The sequence below is a fragment of the Clostridium pacaense genome, assembly GCF_020709765.2.
Taxonomy (GTDB): Bacteria; Bacillota; Clostridia; order Lachnospirales; family Lachnospiraceae; genus Enterocloster; species Enterocloster hominis.
This window is the reverse complement of sequence record NZ_JAJFEB020000008.1, coordinates 153945-172684: the sequence shown is the minus strand read 5'-3', so window position 1 is coordinate 172684 and position 18740 is coordinate 153945. Positions and strand designations below refer to the sequence as shown.

General features: G+C 48.1%; 15 protein-coding genes. All 15 read left to right on the top strand.

All coding sequences use genetic code 11. The features are described from left to right. Window positions 1-112: 112 nt before the first annotated feature. The 15 genes from LK536_RS44810 (at window position 113) to LK536_RS44740 (ending at window position 18693) form a co-directional block, all read left to right on the top strand. Window positions 113-1900, top strand: coding sequence for a cache domain-containing sensor histidine kinase (locus LK536_RS44810; protein ID WP_227796227.1), 1788 nt, complete (start codon window positions 113-115; stop codon window positions 1898-1900). Further along, window positions 1893-3500, top strand: coding sequence for a response regulator transcription factor (locus tag LK536_RS44805; RefSeq protein WP_025486011.1), 1608 nt, complete (start codon window positions 1893-1895; stop codon window positions 3498-3500). The genes LK536_RS44810 and LK536_RS44805 overlap by 8 nt, the downstream gene beginning before the upstream one ends. 631 nt (window positions 3501-4131) lie before the next feature. Beyond that, window positions 4132-5163 (top strand): ABC transporter substrate-binding protein, encoded by a 1032-nt coding sequence (locus LK536_RS44800; RefSeq protein ID WP_227796228.1) that lies wholly within the window; start codon window positions 4132-4134, stop codon window positions 5161-5163. Window positions 5164-5362: 199 nt separating this feature from the next. Further along, entirely contained in the window at window positions 5363-6880 is a 1518-nt protein-coding gene (locus LK536_RS44795; RefSeq protein ID WP_227796229.1) for a sugar ABC transporter ATP-binding protein, read from the top strand. Continuing rightward, window positions 6873-7832, top strand: a complete 960-nt coding sequence (locus LK536_RS44790) for an ABC transporter permease (RefSeq protein WP_050927259.1) — start codon at window positions 6873-6875, stop codon at window positions 7830-7832. The genes LK536_RS44795 and LK536_RS44790 overlap by 8 nt, the downstream gene beginning before the upstream one ends. A gap of 12 nt (window positions 7833-7844) precedes the next feature. Continuing rightward, a complete protein-coding gene (locus LK536_RS44785; RefSeq protein WP_120057803.1) occupies window positions 7845-8828 on the top strand; it encodes an ABC transporter permease in 984 nt (327 codons plus the stop codon). A gap of 14 nt (window positions 8829-8842) precedes the next feature. Further along, window positions 8843-9802, top strand: coding sequence for a ribokinase (locus LK536_RS44780; RefSeq protein WP_227796230.1), 960 nt, complete (start codon window positions 8843-8845; stop codon window positions 9800-9802). Between the two features lie 20 nt (window positions 9803-9822). Next, on the top strand, window positions 9823-10392 hold the full coding sequence (hxlB, locus tag LK536_RS44775) for a 6-phospho-3-hexuloisomerase (RefSeq protein ID WP_227796231.1): 570 nt from the start codon (window positions 9823-9825) through the stop codon (window positions 10390-10392). A gap of 901 nt (window positions 10393-11293) precedes the next feature. Then, window positions 11294-12217 (top strand): tyrosine-type recombinase/integrase, encoded by a 924-nt coding sequence (locus LK536_RS44770; RefSeq protein ID WP_227796232.1) that lies wholly within the window; start codon window positions 11294-11296, stop codon window positions 12215-12217. 331 nt (window positions 12218-12548) lie between these two features. Beyond that, window positions 12549-13280 (top strand): CpsB/CapC family capsule biosynthesis tyrosine phosphatase, encoded by a 732-nt coding sequence (locus tag LK536_RS44765; RefSeq protein WP_227796233.1) that lies wholly within the window; start codon window positions 12549-12551, stop codon window positions 13278-13280. 43 nt (window positions 13281-13323) lie between these two features. Then, window positions 13324-14088, top strand: a complete 765-nt coding sequence (locus LK536_RS44760; protein WP_331472189.1) for a YveK family protein — start codon at window positions 13324-13326, stop codon at window positions 14086-14088. Between the two features lie 15 nt (window positions 14089-14103). Then, window positions 14104-14832 carry a CpsD/CapB family tyrosine-protein kinase gene (locus LK536_RS44755; protein ID WP_130789692.1) on the top strand — a complete coding sequence of 243 codons (729 nt, stop codon included), beginning with the start codon at window positions 14104-14106 and terminating at the stop codon, window positions 14830-14832. Window positions 14833-14954: 122 nt separating this feature from the next. Further along, the gene (locus LK536_RS44750; protein WP_506092163.1) at window positions 14955-15914 is read left to right on the top strand and encodes an LCP family glycopolymer transferase; all 960 of its coding nucleotides are present in this window, start codon (window positions 14955-14957) and stop codon (window positions 15912-15914) included. Between the two features lie 62 nt (window positions 15915-15976). Beyond that, window positions 15977-16654: a hypothetical protein gene (locus LK536_RS44745; protein ID WP_227796236.1), complete on the top strand. Its 678-nt coding sequence runs from the start codon at window positions 15977-15979 to the stop codon at window positions 16652-16654. Window positions 16655-16749: 95 nt separating this feature from the next. Continuing rightward, window positions 16750-18693, top strand: a complete 1944-nt coding sequence (locus LK536_RS44740) for a polysaccharide biosynthesis protein (RefSeq protein ID WP_420315230.1) — start codon at window positions 16750-16752, stop codon at window positions 18691-18693. The last annotated feature ends 47 nt before the right edge of the window (window positions 18694-18740 follow it).

Below are 18740 nucleotides of genomic sequence, written 5' to 3'. Positions count from 1 at the left end.
GGAAAGATATCTGCTGCCCCATCCTTCCCACAAATCCAATGGTCAGACACAACGCGATATGATACAATGATAACCATCAAGATTAACAATCAAGAGAAAAACGAGGCTGATTATGAGAAGGAACTTTAAAAAATGGAAATATTCCATTCAGGCCAGACTTTTAATCTATTTTGCAATCCTGGCAGCGCTCTTCCTGGTGAGCATGGCCGTGTGTTATTTTATCAGTATGAACAGCGTATACCGTCTGACAGCGGATTCGGTGGGGAATTCCCTCCGCCAGATTAACATTGATACGGACCGGGTCCTCTCGGATGCCCAGCATATGGCGGAGGTGACCTCGGAGGACAGTGATATCCAGAAGGCCCTTCGAAGGCCGCTGCCGGATACGGATAAAGAAATTTATAAGGAACGGATTAATTTCAATAATTCATTGTATTACACCTGGAGGAGTTCGGAGAATATCAACGGGATTTACGTGCTGGGGGCCAACGGGGCTATTTTCCGCAGCTATTACAGCCTTCATAAGGAGGAGTACCGGGACGAGCCGTGGTTCCGGACCGTGATGGAGACAGGTAAACCCTTATGGATGGAACCTCATGAAGGCTCCAGTGTGGCCAACAACCTGAACCTTCTGACCATCAGCATCATAGTGCCCATACATGATAAGGCATCCACGGATATACTGGGCGTCACCGTGGTGGACGTGCTGGTGGAAGACCTTAAGTCCATCCAGGACGGGGAGATGGTTTTCGGCGGGAATACCTTCATCTTAAACGAAGACGATAGGATCATATATGCCAATAATGATGAACTGTCAGAGGAAGATATAGGGACAATCAATGCAAGCATTGCAGGGCAGGACAGCCTTCATGAGGGCGACGCCCTGGAACTTGACATCGGGGGCAGGAAGTATCTGGGAGAGCTGATTCCGCTGTCTGACAGCAACTGGAAGATACTGGGACTTATATCTTATAAGGATATGTATGCAGAGGCCCAGGTGATGCGCAACACAATCCTGGTTTTCATTGTGTTTTTCGGCGGCGCATCCCTGTTCATGGCCTGGTTTGGGGCTAAGAACATCGCCGGACCGCTGGGCAGGGTCCTTGACGGCATGAGGAAGGTGGAGGATGGGGACTTCTCGGTACGGATTGAGGAGGACAGGAAGGATGAAATCGGGGATTTGATCCATGGCTTCAACCACATGGTATATAAGGTGGATGACCTGATGGCCAGGGAGAGGGACACCAGGCAGAAGCTGGTGCAGGCGGAGTTTAATGCCCTCCAGGACCAGATTAAGCCGCATTTCCTGTATAACACCCTGGATTCCATCAACTGGATGGCGCGTATGAACCGGACGGATAAGGTGTCGGAGATGATTGATTCCCTGACAGGCTTTTTGCGGATTGGGCTTAGCCGGGGGAAGGATTTCATCAGCCTGGCAGAGGAGATCAGGCATGTGGAAAGCTACATTTCCATCCAGAAAATACGATATGACAGGATACTTGATTATAAGATTGATGTCAGTGAAGACCTGATGGGGTACAGGGTGATTAAGATGATTCTGCAGCCTCTGGTGGAAAATGCCATCTATCACGGGATTAAGGAAAAGGATGAGCACGGCACCATCACCATCACCGGGGAAGAGACAGAGGACCGGCTGGTTCTGTGCGTATCTGACGACGGGCTTGGTATGAAGCCGGAACGGCTGGCGCAGATTAGGGCCATGATGGCATCCGGGGCAAGGTACAATGACAATGCGTACGGGGTAATCAATGTCCAGAGGAGGATTCAGGCATATTTCGGGGAGGAATATGGTCTGGATTTCAGAAGTGAGTATACAAAGGGGACGCAGGTATATATCACATTGCCCAAGAAGGAGGAGGCAGCGCAAAATGCTTAAATTAATGATTGTGGAAGATGAGGAACTTCTGCGCATGGGGCTGGTAACCTGTGTGGATTGGGCGGACCTGGGCTATGAGATCATCGGGGAGGCAGGGGACGGCGAAAAGGCGCTGAAGCTGGTGGAACAGAATCCGCCGGATGTAATCATTACGGATATCAAGATGCCGCGGCTGAACGGCATTGATATGGCGGAGAAATTAAAGGCGGATTATCCTGGGATACGGATTGTGGTCATCAGCGGATATGATGAGTTTGAGTATGCCAGGAGGGCACTCAAGATGGGGGTATCGGAATACATCTTAAAGCCCATCAACCTGGAACAGCTAAAGAAAACCGTGGTGGAACTGCGCATGGAAATCGAGGAAGAGCGGAAGAAGGACCGGGAATTCATGGAGCTTAAGTCCATGCGGTATGAGGACATGCAGGCGCTCCGCCAGCAGATGTATACAAAGCTCCTGCTGCAGAAATGCAGTGTGGAGGAGCTGGGGGATTACATAGGACGTCTGGGTGAGCCTGTGCTGGACCGGTATTATGGAGCCGGAATCCTTGCGATTGAGGGATTCCCGGTCATCAGCATGGAGTGCGATTATCTGCATGTCATCGATATGGACAGGAGTCTGGAGGATTTTGTGAACCGTACCTTAAAAGGGCTGTACGGCGAAGACGGACAGAACGGACTTACGGTACTGCGCGCCAATGCGGGGGAGCGGATCCTGTGCATCTGCGGTGAGTCGCCTGGGGAGGTGAAACAGGAGGGCAGACGTGTCCGGGAAGCCTTTGGGACATTTAATGAGGAGACAGGGCCGGTGGAACTGTTCTTTGGAACCATATCCAGGGGGCTGGAAGGTCTGCATCAGTCCTATCTGAATGTCAGGAAGGACAGCGAGGTCCGCTTCATGAAGAGCCTTGCGGCACCGGACAGCAGCGGTTCTGCATTTTCTTCCTTTGATTTACCGGAATTTGACAAGGAAAACCTGTTCTTTGAGATAAAAAGCGGAAGTCCCCAGGGAATTGAGGATGCGCTGAGGGAACTGCAGGATACCTTGTCGGGAAGGCAGGTCCTCTCCTATATGCAGCTGGTGCTGATCATCACCAATCTATATGGGGAATGCATCCGGCTGCCGGAGGAGGCGGGCGGGAACGCCGAAGAAATCCTGGGGGACCCAAGGCAGTATTATCAGAGGATTCTTGAGAAAAAGAAGCGCAATGACATGATTGAGGAGCTGGGCCGCGCATGCTTCTTAATCCACGCCTATTTTGAAAAGATATCCGGTAGCCGGTACAAGGGAATCATGGAGCGGGCCGCGCAGTATGTGGAGGAGCATTATTCCGAGGAAGGCCTTTCCATGGGCGATGTGGCTGCCTATGCCCACGTCAGCGTATCCTATCTGGGGATGATTATTAAGAATGAGACCGGGCAGACCTTTATCGAGTATCTGACGGGAATCAGGATAGAGAAGGCGAAGTATTTCCTTAAGCATACGAATATGAAGAATTATGAGGTGGCGATTGCCTGTGGGTATGCCACGCCGTCTTATTTCAGCACGGTGTTTAAGGGGATGTGCGGGATGACGCCGTCGGAGTACAGGAATGGGTAGGTGAGGGAAACACGCGTATGAATGCGTATGAAGACGCGCGTATGAGCGTGTGAGCGGTCATCCTGCGTTGCGTCTGGATTTTCTTAATGCTAAAATATATATGTATAATTGAATATAGAAGTAAGAGGATAGTCTGATGGTTTCCTTCGGAAATAATCGAAGGAGGATATGTAATATGGATACGCAGAATGTGTTGACATTGGTGCTGGTGATATTTGCGGCACTTGCTTACATAGATAACCATCAGAATAGAAAATAGCTATCCTCTACCGCCATAGAGGATAGCTCGTAACTATAAATTACCGTAGTAATCCGAAGCGCAATCATCAGACACACCACGGTCTTTTGATTACTTCTAAGTAAATTATACACAGGGTACTTGATTTTTTCAAGTACCCTTTTGAATTTTTGTTGCCATATTGGATGCCATATCCACTACCCATTGCAAAATATTAAAAGAAAAACAGCAAATATTGAAAGCATATCCCTTTTACCAAAACAGCAGGCCCTGTTTTCGTTCCATCCATTGCTGAATTTTAAAATAAGTGTGGGAAATATTGAATTTCAATCCATAGGGGTGTCCGCTATAATAAAGCTATCAAATCAAACAGGGCAATCGAGGAGGTTCTAAATGAAAAAGAGATTAGTAAGCGTATTACTTGCGGGAGCGATGATGATTTCCATGTGTGCCTGTGGAAGCGGCGCCGGTACGGACAGTCAGGCAGCCGGGACAACCGGCGGTAACGCGGCTGGTACAGAGGCTGTGGAAGCGGCGGGGAGTGCGGCGGCCGGGAAGGGGCTGGAAGGCATGACCATCGGATTCTCCCAGTGTGACAACAGCAGTAACTGGAAGATAGTGGAAACAGAGAGCATCCAGGAGAAGGCCAAGGAGCTGGGGGTAAACCTGATTTATACGGATGCGTCCGGCAACATTGCCAAACAGGCGTCTGACATTGAAGATATGGTTTCACAGGGAGTGGAATATATCATCGTGGCTCCTCAGGAGGAGGATGGGCTGCAGTCCGCGCTTAAATCTGCCATGGACGCGGGAATCGGAGTAATCCTCATTGACCGTTCCATTAACGGCGAGGCAGGCAATGCATACACCACCAAGGTCATGTCAGACTTTGTATGGGAAGCGGAACAGGTTGCCCAAAGGGTAATCGAGGTGACCGGCGGCGAGGGCAACGTGGTCATCATCCAGGGGACCCAGGGAGCCACATCCACCACGGAGCGTCAGAAAGGATTCATGGACGCCATTGCGGATACGGACCTTAAGGTCATAAGCGACCAAGTGGCTAATTACAGCATGCCTAAGGCGCAGGAAGTGATGGAAAATGTGCTCCAGGCCCAGGGCAATGATATCGATATCGTATACTGCCACGGTGCAGACATGGCCATGGGCGCCATTGCAGCCATTAAGGCAGCCGGATTTGAGCCAGGCAAGGATATGCAGGTGGTATGCGTGGACGCGTCCAAGGATGCCATGGAAGCCCTGATTGCAGGTGAACTGCTGTGTACCTGTTCCTGCTCCCCTTACTTTGGCGAGGTGACATTTGACCTGATTGGGAAAATGGCGGCAGGGGAGACGGTGGAAGCTTCCTACATCAATGAAGATACGCTGTATGACGTCAACAATGCAGATGTGTCCCTTGGATATTAGGGCCTGTTTGAAAATAGGATAAGATTGACAATGTTTTTCTGATACGCCGGAGCAGGACTATAAAAGTAACAGACAGCCATTCTGATTATAACGGTAAGACAAAAGCACTGAATTTGGGATGGCTGTTTTTTGTACGCAAAATCAGGGAAATCACGGATAAAAACCCAGGTTTCCCATTGAAACAGACAGGGGTGAGAGGATGTCAAGAGGAAAAATCATATTATCAATGAAAGGAATCGTAAAGGAATTTCCGGGGGTGCGCGCCCTGAAAGGGGTGGATTTCTCGGTGGCGGAGGGAGAGGTCCATGCCCTGATGGGGGAAAATGGCGCCGGGAAATCCACATTGATTAAGGTACTGACAGGATTTTACCAGAAAGATGGGGGCAGCATTGAGTTTGACGGCCGGGATATTAATCCAAGGACTGTCCTGGAGGCACAGGAGGAAGGAATCAGCACCATTTACCAGGAACTGAACCTGGTGCCGTTCCAGACCGTGTACGAGAATATGTATCTGGGCAGGGAACTGATGACCAGGTACAGGACCATTGACCGGAAACGGATGATATCCGAATGCGGACATATCCTGGCTGATTTGGGAATCCATGTGGATGTGACCAGGCCGCTGTCCGACTATGGGACCGCGGTCCAGCAGATGGTGGCCATCGGGCGGGCCATTTCCGTCAACGCCAAACTGGTCATCATGGATGAGCCTACCTCTTCCCTGGATACAAAGGAAGTGGAAGTGCTCTTCGGCGTCATCCGCAAGCTGAAGGCAAGGAATATAGCCGTTATCTTCATCAGCCACCGCCTGGATGAGATATTTGAAATCTGTGAACGGATTACAATCCTGCGGGACGGGGCGCTGACCGGTTCCGTGGACATCCATGAGATAGACCAGAGACAGCTGATATCAGCCATGATCGGCAAGGAGGCAAAGCAGCTGGAGCGGACGAAAAAAGGGTATCTTCTGGAACAGGCACAGGTCCTGGCCAAGATGGAAGGAATCCGGCAGGGCACCAGGCTGAACGGTCTGGGGATTGAAATCAGGAAAGGCGAGGTAGTGGGGCTTGCCGGCCTTTTGGGAGCCGGGCGCACAGAGCTTGCCAAGGTACTCTTCGGTGCGGCGGTGCCGGACAAAGGAACCGTCTACTGGATGGGTAAGGAATGCAGGTTCAGATGTCCGGCAGACGCCATTGCCTCGGAGATGGGATTCTGCACAGAGGACAGGAAGGTGGAGGGAATCCTTCCCCACCTGTCGGTCAGCGAGAACCTGACCGTGGCCCTCCTTCCCAAAATCAGCCGTTTCGGAGTGATTCCCAGAAAGAGACAGGCTGAAATCGTGGATAGCTACATAAAAAGCCTGGGCATTAAAACGCCCGGACAGGGACAGGCAATCAGGACACTCAGCGGCGGAAACCAGCAGAAGGTGCTGCTGGCCAGATGGATGTGCACAGACCCTAAGCTTATCATCATGGATGAACCGACCCGCGGAATTGATGTTGGGGCAAAAGGCGAGATTGAGGCACTGATACGGGAGCTTTCGGAAAAAGGAATCAGCATCCTCATGATATCCTCTGAGATGGCGGAACTGGAGCGGAACTGTGACAGGGTGGTGGTCATCCGGGACGGACGTAAGATGGGGGAGCTTCTGGGCGATGAAATCCGGCAGGATGTCATTATGGAAATGATAGCCGGGGGAGGTGAGGACAATGAGTAATCAGGCAAGGACAAAAGCAGATAACCGGGCAATGATCCAGAAATACAGCGCATTTATCTTACTGGCAGCCATACTGCTGCTGAACATAGCGGTTACCCCCAACTTCTTCAGCGTAGGGACGGCCTGGAACATCGTGACGCAGACATGTGTGGCAATCCTTACAGGAATGGGGATGACCATGGTCATTGCCACGGGCGGGATTGACATATCTGTGGGAGCCGTCATGGCGCTGGCAGGCATTGTTTCAGCTAAGCTTCTTCCCTATGGACTGTTGGCGGCCATCCTTGGCGCGCTGATCCTGTGTTCGGTTTCGGGCATGATAGCAGGCGTCATGGTGGGAAAACTCCGCGTACAGCCCATGGTTGTCACCCTGGCCCTGATGATTGGAGTCCGGGGCGTGGCCCAGGTGTTAAACGATGCCAAGATATTCAACATAACAGGTCCCCACGCAGAGGCGTATAAAATGCTGGGAAGCTATAAACTCTTCGGAATACTGCCCTTCCAGATCATACCCATCGTGGCGGTAATCGCCCTGGTGTATTTCATCATGAGGAAAATGGTGCTGGGCCTGTACATACAGGCAGTGGGAGACAACCAGAGAAGCGCAAGGATGGCGGGCATCAGCGGGGCAAAGACCATCATGTTCGTCTATATGGCAAGCGCCGTGCTGGCCGGAGTGGCCGGAATCCTGGCAACCGCTAAAATCGGCGCAGCGGACGGCAATTCCCTGGGCCGTCTGGCGGAACTGGACGCAATCGCCGCGGTTGCAGTGGGCGGGACCAGTATGTCGGGAGGCCGTGTGAAGATATTCGGGACCGTGGTGGGCGCGCTGATCATGCAGCTTCTGACCATCATGGTGAACATGAATAACATTCCATATGAGTACGCCAATATCTTTAAGGCCGTGATTATCGTGGCTGCGGTGTATATTCAGCGGGAAAGGTCCGTATAAGGAGGGGCAGACGTGAATATCAAGAAGAAAACAGACCAGTTGATTCAATCCAAAAGTACCATTGCAGTGTTTTTTATCCTGTTCATCCTGTCCGGTATCCTGTTTGCGGACAGAAATTTCCTATCCTTTGCATCGGTCCAGAACCTGGTAAAAAAGGGAGCCAGCGACGGCGGTTTCCTGGCGCTGGGAATGACCTTTGTCATATTGATTGGCCAGATTGACCTGTCCGTGGGGTCCGTGCTGGCGCTGGGCGGCGTGCTTATGGCAATGTTCGGCAATGATAACATGCTCCTGGGCATAGGGCTGGGACTTCTGGCCGGCGCTGCATGCGGTTTCCTGAATGGATTCATGGTGGCTAAGATGAAGATTTCATCCTGGATTGCCACCCTGGCCATGATGCTGGCAGTGCGGGGTATGATCATGCTGATGACATCCAAAAAACCCATTCCCATCACCAATCCGGCCATATCCCTGCTGGGGGACTCAAGGCCCTTTGGAATCCATATCCTGATTATCGTATTGGCTGTCCTTACCCTGGCCTGCATGTTCGTCAGCAGAAGGACGAAACTTGGGATGGCGCTCTATGCGGTGGGCGGCAACGAGGAGGCGTCCAGGATGATGGGGCTCAAGGTAGATACGGTGAAGATTGCGGCATTTACAATCTGCGGACTCTTTGCATCCCTGTCCGGCATGCTGCTGGCCTCCAAGCTGTATACCGCCCAGCCCACGGCCGGGGACGCATGGGAGACAACTGCCATTGCCATGTGCGCGCTGGGCGGGGTGAAGCTGTCCGGAGGCGAGGGCAGGTTCAGCGGTACATTTTTCGGCATCCTCATCATTTCCATCATCAACACCATATTTAATTATGCGGGAAACTTAAATTCCTGGTGGCAGAACATTGTGATGGGGGGATTGATATTGGTATCCATCGGTCTGCAGTCCGATATCTTCCATTTTTCTAAAAAAGCAAAATGTGCGGAAGGCGTGCAGTCATAGAGGAGGGGAGTCAGATGAAGGAAGGAAAACCTAAGATCCTGGTTGTGGGAAGCATGAATATGGATTTAATCATGTACAATGTGGAGCGGATCCCGAAGATGGGCGAGTCCATTTACTGTACAGGTTATGAATATGTTACAGGCGGAAAAGGCTCGAACCAGGCTTACGCGGCATCCATGCAGGGAGCAGATGCGTATCTGGTGGGGCGGATCGGCACGGACGACAATGGCCGGGCGCTTATGAAGCAGCTGGAGGAGGCTGGAGTGGATACATCCTTTGTGGTCAGGGATGAGGGACATCTTACGGGATTGTCCACAATGAACATTGACGCGGACGGAAATTATTTTTCCATCTTTGCATCAGGGGCCAATGACCATATAAAGCCGGAGGATGTTGAATGGGCAATGGACCAGGTGGATTTCGACATGGTGGTCATGCAGCTGGAGATGCCCCTTGAGACGGTTTACCAGACTTACGGGATGGCCAGGCAGAGGGAAATCCCGGTATTCCTGGATGCCGGCCCGGCCATGTCCATACCCCTGGAGCGGCTGAGGGGGATTTTCATCATATCCCCTAACGAGGCTGAGACAGCTGCGCTGACAGGAATCGTGCCGGATACAAAGGCGCATACGGAGGAGGCTGCCAGATGGCTCTATGAGAAGGCGGCTCCCAGGTATGTGCTCCTGAAGCTGGGAAGCAGGGGAGCGCTGCTCTATGACGGCAGGGAAATGAAATGGGTGAAAGGGTACCATGTAGACGCCGTTGATACCACCGCAGCCGGGGATACATTCGGCGCCGCCCTGGCCGTGCAGTACTGTAAGGGGGCTGATATGGAAACGGCTATAAGGTATGGACACGCGGCGGCAGCTATCTGTGTCACGAGGAAAGGCGGGCATCCGTCCATTCCGACGGCAAAGGAAGTGGAACGGTTCCTGCTTGAAAATAAGGTTGGAAGGCGGGAGCAAAATAAGTGAGAACGAAAGGTGGGATTATCATGTTTAATCAGGAACTATATAACCATATGGAGAAAACAGTCATAGCAGAATGCGGGGAAGCCCTGGCAGCCATACGGTACGATGAAATCCAGGCATACCTGGACGCCATATTAAAAGCCGAGAAAGTATTTTTCGTAGGCGTGGGGCGTGTTCTCCTGGCCCTCCAATGCATCGCGAAGCGGTATGCCCATCTGGGGATACGGACCGTGGTGGTGGGGGAGATTACAGAGCCGGCCATCACGGATAAGGATGTCCTTGTGGTAGGTTCGGGAAGCGGCGAAACCCTGTTCCCGGCAGGCATTGCCAGAAAGGCAAAAGCGCTGGGGGCCACGGTTGTACACATTGGTAGCAACCCCAGAAGCGGGCTTAGGGATGTGGCGGATGTGTTTGTCAGGATTCCGGTGGAGAGCAGGGCAAAAGCTGAGGATGAAATCCACTCGAAGCAGCCCATGACTTCCCTGTTTGAACAGTCCCTGCTGCTGTTTGGGGACACCACGGCCATGATGATGGTGGAGGACAGGGGGATTGACGTGGGGAAGCTTTGGCAGTATCATGCGAATCTTGAATAAAGTGGATTTGAGACAGTAAATGTTCCTGGGAAAATAAATGATTTTATTGCCGCTATATGATATGATGATACAAATGGATTTACCAGAAACGTACCCAAGCTTTCATGTTCACGGATTATCGGATTCCCAATCAGAATATACATTGTTGATGCATTCTATTGGATAATATGGATTTAAGGTAAATATCATAAGATGAATATCAGGAAGTGATTGGCTATCGGTATGTCTTTGGTAATGGAATCCATATATTTTCTATAAATATTGGGAAATGCTGAATCAAGCTATAATCCCCGTACAGATGGAAAAAGCTTTGTTGATATTTAATATTTTTATAAAGGGTGATTAACTCTGACGTGAAAGTTATTACAAGCATCCGTTCCACTGCAGCAATTCATAATGCTGCAATGGAATAGATGCTATTCGTTGTATTATAAAACAGCATTTATCATACACCATTGACACTGTTGGCGCTATAGTTTAGAAATGCAGCAAAATCGCGCTGTAACAGATATATTTATATTTATGAAACGGGGGAGTATAATATTATAGGAAGATTTGAAAGGACACTCTACGTATTGTTCGTCAGGATGCGTTTGAGGGGGGACAACAATTGATATATGGTTATTTAAGGCAGCCTTGTAAAGAGCGTTTCTTTACGAGGCTCTTTTTTTGCAGGGGGGTTATTGCTTTGGGATATTGAGAATCCTATTCCCACAAAACATGGTGGATATTCTGCATGTACGGTTATGTTTGGAAATAATGATAGCTCTAAATAATCGGACAATATTAAACATTCTGCGTAGTATGAAAAGATTCTAAATCAGGGAGACTAAAATCAGGAATAATCAATTAACTTTATCAGGAATATTAATCAGGCATGTGAAGGACAATGGAGGCGTTTATGACAGAAGGATGTATCAATGAATTTCAAAGCTACCTGAGAAATGAAGAAAAAGCCGAAACAACAATCAGTAAATACCTGCACGATGTAAAAGAGATGCTGGTCTTCATTGAGGAGATGGATTTAAACAAGGAGTCCCTTATAGAATACCGGAAGTATCTGAGCAGCCAGTACAAGCCGCAGACTGTAAATGGAAAGCTTTCAGCAATCAACGCATTTTTAAAATTTAAGGATTTATTGGAATTTAAGGTGAAATTCTTAAAAGTACAGAAACGGGTATATGTAGACGAAAAACGGGAGCTTACGGAACAGGATTTCAAAAGACTGATAGCGGCGGCCGACAGAAACGGAAATAAGCAGCTGTACTATTTAATGATGGTCTTATATGGTACAGGGATACGGATTAGTGAACTTCCCTTTGTCACAGTGGAAGCCATAGAAACTGGAAGGGCTGAAATATCCATGAAAGGAAAATACAGGGTAATCATCTTTCCTAAGAATCTGGTCCGTTTATTAAAAGAATATACAAAAGTATCCAACATAAGACAGGGCTGCATCTTCCGGACAAGAAGCGGAAGAAACCTGGACAGGAGCAATATATACCATTCCATGAAGAGACTGTGCAGGGATGCGCAGGTCCAACCATCAAAAGTATTTCCCCATAATTTCAGGCACCTTTTTGCAAAATGTTTTTATTCCATTGAAAAGAACCTGTCCCATCTTGCTGATATCCTCGGACATTCTTCAATCGAAACCACAAGGATTTATGTGGCGGCCAGTATTAAACAGTACGAAAAAATCATGGACAAGATGAGGATTGAAGTTGACAAACAAAAACCACAGAATAACTATTCTGTGGTGCCTCCATCGAAGGAAAGACCACAGAATAACTATTCTGTGGTACTTAGCAGTTACACGATTTAACAAAATCTAGTGTTGCTTGTATTTTATACCAAAATGTCGGTGGCGTCAATATACATATAGCTATTTTTTCCATACCACAAGAAGGCCGGGAGCAAAATAATGTCTAACCGGCCTTTTTGGCATGGATGTTATTTTGTTGTTTGTATCAGAATATTAAAACAATCTATTTTCGTAATGAAATTTATGACTAAAACCGTTAGGAATGTACCACAGAATAGTTATTCTGTGGTATGCATAAATATAAAGGATTTCAGAGGGCAGCCAGGTTTGAAAAAGAACTGTAACAATAGCTGTTATCTGAACTCTTTATAGGCGCATGGAAGAGGTATTGATGAATACGAAGTTTCCTAGCAAAGGCTGGATTGATATACATGCACATATATTACCAGGAGTGGATGACGGAGCCCATGATTGGGATGAAGCCATAACATTATTAAAACTGGCATACGGGCAGGGAATCCGGCACATTATAGCCACGCCGCATTTTACATGCAATCAGGACACAGGGCTGCTTCAGGAGTCATGCATCTGTCTGGATTACCATGCGAAAGCCATAGCAGACGGCTTTGGTGTCAGCCTTGGACAGGAAATAAAGTATTTTGAAAATCTCATTGAATATCTGAATCAGGGAAGGGCCCTTACATTGGCTGGCAGCAGGTATGTGTTGGTGGAGTTTGAACCGTCGGATAGTCTTGGCAGAATGAAGAGGGCTGTGCGCCAGCTGATTCAGGCATCCTATTTCCCGGTAATTGCGCATGTGGAGCGTTATAGATGCCTTTTTGAACAGGAGCGCGCACAGGAGCTAGTTGAATATGGGGCGTACCTTCAGATAAACTCCCGGAGCCTGAATGGGGGATGGATGGATAAAAAGGCCCGCTGGTGCAAAAAAAACTTAAAAAAAGGAACGATTCATTTTATTGCCACGGATATGCATAATTCATCGGACCGTTCCCCGGACATCCAGACAGCGGTTTCGTGGGTTGAACACAATATGGGGGTAAGGACATCTGACCGGATTACCAGGACGAATCCAGGGTTCATCCTGCAGGACAGAATGTTATAGCAAAAGAAAAAGTATGGAAAAGGTAACTGTAATGGAAAACAAAATGTATGAAGAAAGAAATGAAGATGCAATTGAGATTGATGTGGTTGAGCTGCTGTTTGCTTTAAGAAAAAAACTATGGATGATTATTTTGGCAGCAGTGATAGGGTGTCTTGGGGCGGGGATATACAGCAAAATAATTTTAAGTCCGGTTTATACATCCACTTCCATGGTGTATGTGCTGTCAAAGGAAACAACACTCACTTCCCTGGCTGACCTGCAGATAGGAAGCCAGCTGACAAAGGATTACAGTGTAATGATTACCAGCAGGCCCGTGCTGGAGGAAGTAATCGAAAAACAGAAACTGAGTTTATCCTATAACCAGTTAAAAAGTATGATCCGCATCTCAAATCCTGCCGATACCAGAATTCTTAACATGTCTGTGTCAGATACTGATCCGGTCAGGGCAAAAGCCATTGTGGATGCAGTAGCAAAGGCATCCTCAGACTATATTGGGGATATCATGGAAATGATACCGCCAAAAATCATAGAAAATGGTGTCGTGCCTGACAACCCCACCTCCCCTAACATAAAGAAGAACGCTGCTTTGGGAGGTCTTGCTTTATCCGTGGCGGCATGTGGATTTATTGCGCTTCAGGTCATCATGAATGACACCATCCGTTCAGAGGAAGATGTATCCCGTTATCTTGGCATCAGCGTACTGGCCGTTATTCCGGAGAATAACAGCGAGGAAAAGGATGACCCGGCAAAGGGCAGTGAAGGCAGGAGAAGCAGGAAAAAACGGAAAAACCAGGCAAAAAAAGGCTGAGAGGAGAAGTAAGACGTGGAACAAATTTTGAATCTGCAGAATACAGGTGAGAAGGACTATCATTTTGAAGAGTCCATCAAGACACTGAGGACTAATTTACAGTTTTGTGGAAGCAGCCTGAAAACAATCATGTTTACAAGTTCATTGCCCAATGAAGGAAAAAGTGAAATCACTTTTTCTGTCGGAGCATCCTTTGGAAGTATAGGAAAAAAGGTTTTACTGATAGACGCGGACATACGTAAATCTGTATTCATAAAAAGATATGAAATTAAAGGTAACCCCAGCGGGCTGTCCCAATATCTCAGCGGCCAGAAGACAATGGATGATATCTGTTATGCCACTGATGTGGAGAATTTCGACATGATTCTGGCTGGTCCATATTCCCCCAATCCGGCAGAACTTTTGGAAGACCCATTATTCAATGAATTATTGGAAAAAGCCAAGGAGAAATATGATTATATCATCATAGATACGCCGCCCATGGCAAATCTTATTGATGGAGCCATTATTGCCGGTCAATGTGATGGAGCGGTCATTGTAATCGAAAGCGGTACAATCAGTTACCATCTGGCCCAGAAAGTGAAGGCACAATTGGAAAAGAGCGGATGCCGTATTCTAGGAGCGGTCCTGAACCGGGTGGGGATGGACTACGAAAATGGATATTATAAAAAATATTATAGGAAATATTATGGTAAATACGATGGGGGGGGGGGTGAAAATCAGGCTGTGGAAAACAATAGATAAAGGACAATATGAGACGGAGAAAAAACATTCGGTTCCAAAACTGTAAAAAAAGGATGGCTGCAGTCTTGGCATTGGCATCGGTTCTTACTGCATTTTTTCTTTACCGGACAGGCCAGCTGTATTTGGAAAAAAGAGCATTGGCAGAAGATGTCCTGCAGTGGCATCAGGAACAGGACTTTGATGGGGAAGAAAGTAAGATAGATAGAATAGAGTATCAGGGTAAGATTTTCCGCCGCAATACCTATGTCAAGGCAATCCTGTGCATGGGAATAGACAGGCTTGGAAGTCTGGAGGAAACCATGGTTGCCGGGTCCGGAGGCCAGGCAGATGCAATCTTCCTTGTTGCCCAGGATATAGCCAGGGATAAGATTAAAATCCTGATGATACCAAGGGATACCATGACGGAGATAACCCTGACTGATTTAAGCGGCAATGTCCTGGGCAAGGATATACAGCACCTTGCATTAGGTTATGCCTATGGAGATGGCAGGGATAAAAGCTGCCGGTATATGAAGGAGGCTGTGAGCAATCTGTTAGGAGGACTGGCGATTGACGGGTACATGGCAATCAGCATGTCTGCCCTTCCAATCATGAATGATGGGGTGGGAGGCGTTACCGTTACCGTGGAGGAACAGGGGATGGAACGGGTGGATCCTGAATTCATTTACGGAAAGACAGTCACGCTTAAAGGCACGCAGGCAGAGGCGTATATCCGTTACAGGGATACCGGACAGGCCCAAAGTGCATTGGGACGTGCGGAACGCCAGAAGTCTTATATAGAAGGGCTGCTTCAGGCTGCAAAGATAAAGTCAGGAACAGATGACAGCTTTGTGTCCGGACTGTTAAAGGAGATGGAACCTTATATGGTGACTGACATGACAAAAGACAGGTATATGGACATGGCCCTAGCCTTTTTAGGAGGAGGCCAGGAACTGGGAGTGACAGATATGCTGACACTACCGGGAAAGGCAGTGGAGACCCCTATTTATGACGAATACCATCCTGATAAACCGCAGATTCAGCCGATTATCCTGGATATGTTTTACAGAGAGGAAACGGATGGCATGGATAAAGGAAAATAGGTATGAAAACCAATACTTATTATAAACATTCAATTTAATTCAAGAAAGGAAGGGTAAAGATTATGAGAAAAGGGATTACAACAATTGCGTTAATAGCTGCACTTGCAGCATCACAGGCAGTGATTTCCTTTGCCGCTATCAGTCCCGGTACAGGCCCGGTAATTGGTGGAGGAGATAGTGATTATGACATTGGGGAGAGGGTAGATAGTGTGTTAGGTGGAGGCGCCTCAGCAGGAAGTTCTACCGTAACCGGTTCAGGTCAGGGAACCAATGCGGTTGGAATTGGCGTTGGCCAGGCAGTTGGGGAAACAACGGTTACAACAAACAGCAGGGGACAGGCTGTTGTGGGAAATACTGCACTTGAGTTTGTACAGGGAAGCGGCGGAGCTGTATCAGGGCTTCCTGAGACCGTAGTAAATGCCATTAATGGTATAAACAGCGGGCTGCCACTGAACCAGGTAATCCCTGATGTGGATTTAACCGGTTATAATGCGTTGGTAGGCACCCATGCAATTGTGACTAAAGATGCGGAAACCAATGCAGAAAAAGCAGGACCGGTGGAAGTCCCGTTATATGTTCCGAATCTCGTTGATGGACTGGGGGAAGTGCAGGTACTCTTTTATAATAACCTGACAGGTACCTGGACCGTAATACAGCCAAGCAGGATTGATGCAGCGTCCAAGATGATTTGGTTTAATATTCCTAACTCAGGTACGCTTTCTGTAATCTACAAACGATGACGCCCTGAATTACGGCACAAAAGGGGAATGTGAAAGTGAAAGGTAAAAACAAACTTGTATTAGAAAAATACCTTCCCCACAGTAAAAAGGTGAGGATGAGGATACTCTGGGGTTATGATATGGTCATGGTATGGATCTGCGCATGCCTGGCCCTGGGCTTAAGATTTGACCTGAGTCTATCCTCAATTCCCATTGAGTATGCCAGGGAAGTATGGAAGTACGGACTTTTGCAGATGGCCGTGGTGTCCCTTATATTTTATGCGGGGCACCTTTACGCCATCATGTGGGGAGTTTCGGGCGTCCGGGAGATGATGCAGGTCCTGCTGGCTTGCCTGGTTGCTGCTTTGGCACAATCCGTAGGAATTTTGTTATTTGATGCGCGGATGCCAAGGAGCTATTATGTGCTGTGGTTTGTTCTGATGTCTGGGGCAGCCATGAGTGGACGGGTCAGTTTCCAGGTGCTTCAGAAAATTACGGACAGGATAAACCGCTTCCTTGAGAAAAGCATTCCGCCCCGGGTGATGATAATCGGTGCGGGAAAAGCGGGAACGCTTATACTTAGGGAAATGAAAGCCAGTGAAAAGGTCCATGGATATCCTGTCTGCTTGATTGACGATGACAAGGATAAACAGGGACGGGTCATTGACGGAGTATCCATTGTTGGTGACCGAAAGGATATAGCAAGGATTGTAAGGGAGATGCAAATTGATGAGATTTATGTGGCCATTCCTACTGCTTCTCCTGAGGATATAAAGGATATTCTGAAAATCTGCCAGGGAACAGGGTGTCAGGTCAAAATACTTCCCGGTGTATACCAGATCATGAACGGCGAGGTTACGATTTCAAGACTCCGGAAAGTGGAGATAGAAGACCTGCTGGGAAGGGAACCGGTAAATGTTAATCTGGATGAAATCATGGGCTATGTCAAGGGAAAAGTAGTGCTGGTCACCGGTGGAGGCGGTTCCATTGGCAGTGAGCTGTGCAGGCAGCTGGCAGGCCATAAGGTAAAACAGCTTATCATATTTGACATATATGAAAATAATGCTTATGAAATCCAGCAGGAATTAAAACGTAAGTATCCCCATCTGAATCTGGTGGTACTGATAGGCTCTGTGCGCAATACGAACCGTCTTGATTATCTTTTCTGTACATACAGGCCTGATATCGTCTACCATGCAGCGGCTCATAAGCATGTGCCACTGATGGAAGACAGCCCCAATGAAGCAATCAAGAATAATGTGTTAGGCACTTATAAAACAGCCAGGGCCGCCATTAAATATAAGGCAAAACGTTTCATACTCATCTCAACGGATAAGGCAGTGAACCCAACGAATATCATGGGGGCAAGTAAGCGCCTTTGTGAGATGGTGGTTCAGATGAGCAATCAGAAGAGCAGTACGGAATTTGTTGCGGTCCGCTTTGGCAATGTGTTAGGAAGCAATGGCAGTGTGATTCCGCTATTCAAGCAGCAGATTGAAAGCGGCGGCCCGGTGACAGTTACGCACAAGGATATCATACGTTATTTTATGACAATTCCGGAAGCAGTAAGTCTTGTGATTCAGGCCGGCGCCTATGCAAAGGGCGGAGAAATATTTGTGCTGAATATGGGCAATCCGGTCAGGATTCTGGACATGGCAGAGAACCTGATCCGTTTATCCGGTTATGAGCCATACAAAGATATAGATATCTGCTTTACCGGATTGCGTCCAGGAGAAAAACTGTATGAAGAACTCCTCATGGATGAAGAAGGATTGCAAAAGACGGTCAATGACAGGATATTCATTGGAAAGCCGATTGATATGGATTATGACCGGTTTGAAAGGGCGTTAAACCGGCTGGGGGAGGCTGCCCTTAGTGAAACAGCAAATGTGAGATGGATTGTGCATGAACTGGTACCTGAATACCATTATAAGAATATGGATTCAGACATTGCAGCTGCAGAGGCAGCGGTCAGCCGGGATTCCGCAGTTACACCTTTGAATCCGGAACGGTTTGCACTGCATAAGAAGATAGCAATGTATAATCTGGGAGTGAAGTAAGGAAAAGGGTATGAAGGCAGAATTGTCGCTTTGCCGCATTCTGATGT

Bases quoted from the DNA above. Each gene is read 5' to 3' on its own strand.
- LK536_RS44760 (WP_331472189.1), top strand. From the start codon at position 13,324: ATGTATGAAGAAAGAAATGAAGATGCAATTGAGATTGATGTGGTTGAG.
- LK536_RS44770 (WP_227796232.1), top strand. From the start codon at position 11,294: ATGACAGAAGGATGTATCAATGAATTTCAAAGCTACCTGAGAAATGAA.
- LK536_RS44805 (WP_025486011.1), top strand. From the start codon at position 1,893: ATGCTTAAATTAATGATTGTGGAAGATGAGGAACTTCTGCGCATGGGG.
- LK536_RS44795 (WP_227796229.1), top strand. From the start codon at position 5,363: ATGTCAAGAGGAAAAATCATATTATCAATGAAAGGAATCGTAAAGGAA.
- LK536_RS44790 (WP_050927259.1), top strand. From the start codon at position 6,873: ATGAGTAATCAGGCAAGGACAAAAGCAGATAACCGGGCAATGATCCAG.
- LK536_RS44745 (WP_227796236.1), top strand. From the start codon at position 15,977: ATGAGAAAAGGGATTACAACAATTGCGTTAATAGCTGCACTTGCAGCA.
- LK536_RS44800 (WP_227796228.1), top strand. From the start codon at position 4,132: ATGAAAAAGAGATTAGTAAGCGTATTACTTGCGGGAGCGATGATGATT.
- hxlB (WP_227796231.1), top strand. From the start codon at position 9,823: ATGTTTAATCAGGAACTATATAACCATATGGAGAAAACAGTCATAGCA.
- LK536_RS44810 (WP_227796227.1), top strand. From the start codon at position 113: ATGAGAAGGAACTTTAAAAAATGGAAATATTCCATTCAGGCCAGACTT.
- LK536_RS44780 (WP_227796230.1), top strand. From the start codon at position 8,843: ATGAAGGAAGGAAAACCTAAGATCCTGGTTGTGGGAAGCATGAATATG.
- LK536_RS44740 (WP_420315230.1), top strand. From the start codon at position 16,750: ATGAGGATACTCTGGGGTTATGATATGGTCATGGTATGGATCTGCGCA.
- LK536_RS44765 (WP_227796233.1), top strand. From the start codon at position 12,549: ATGAATACGAAGTTTCCTAGCAAAGGCTGGATTGATATACATGCACAT.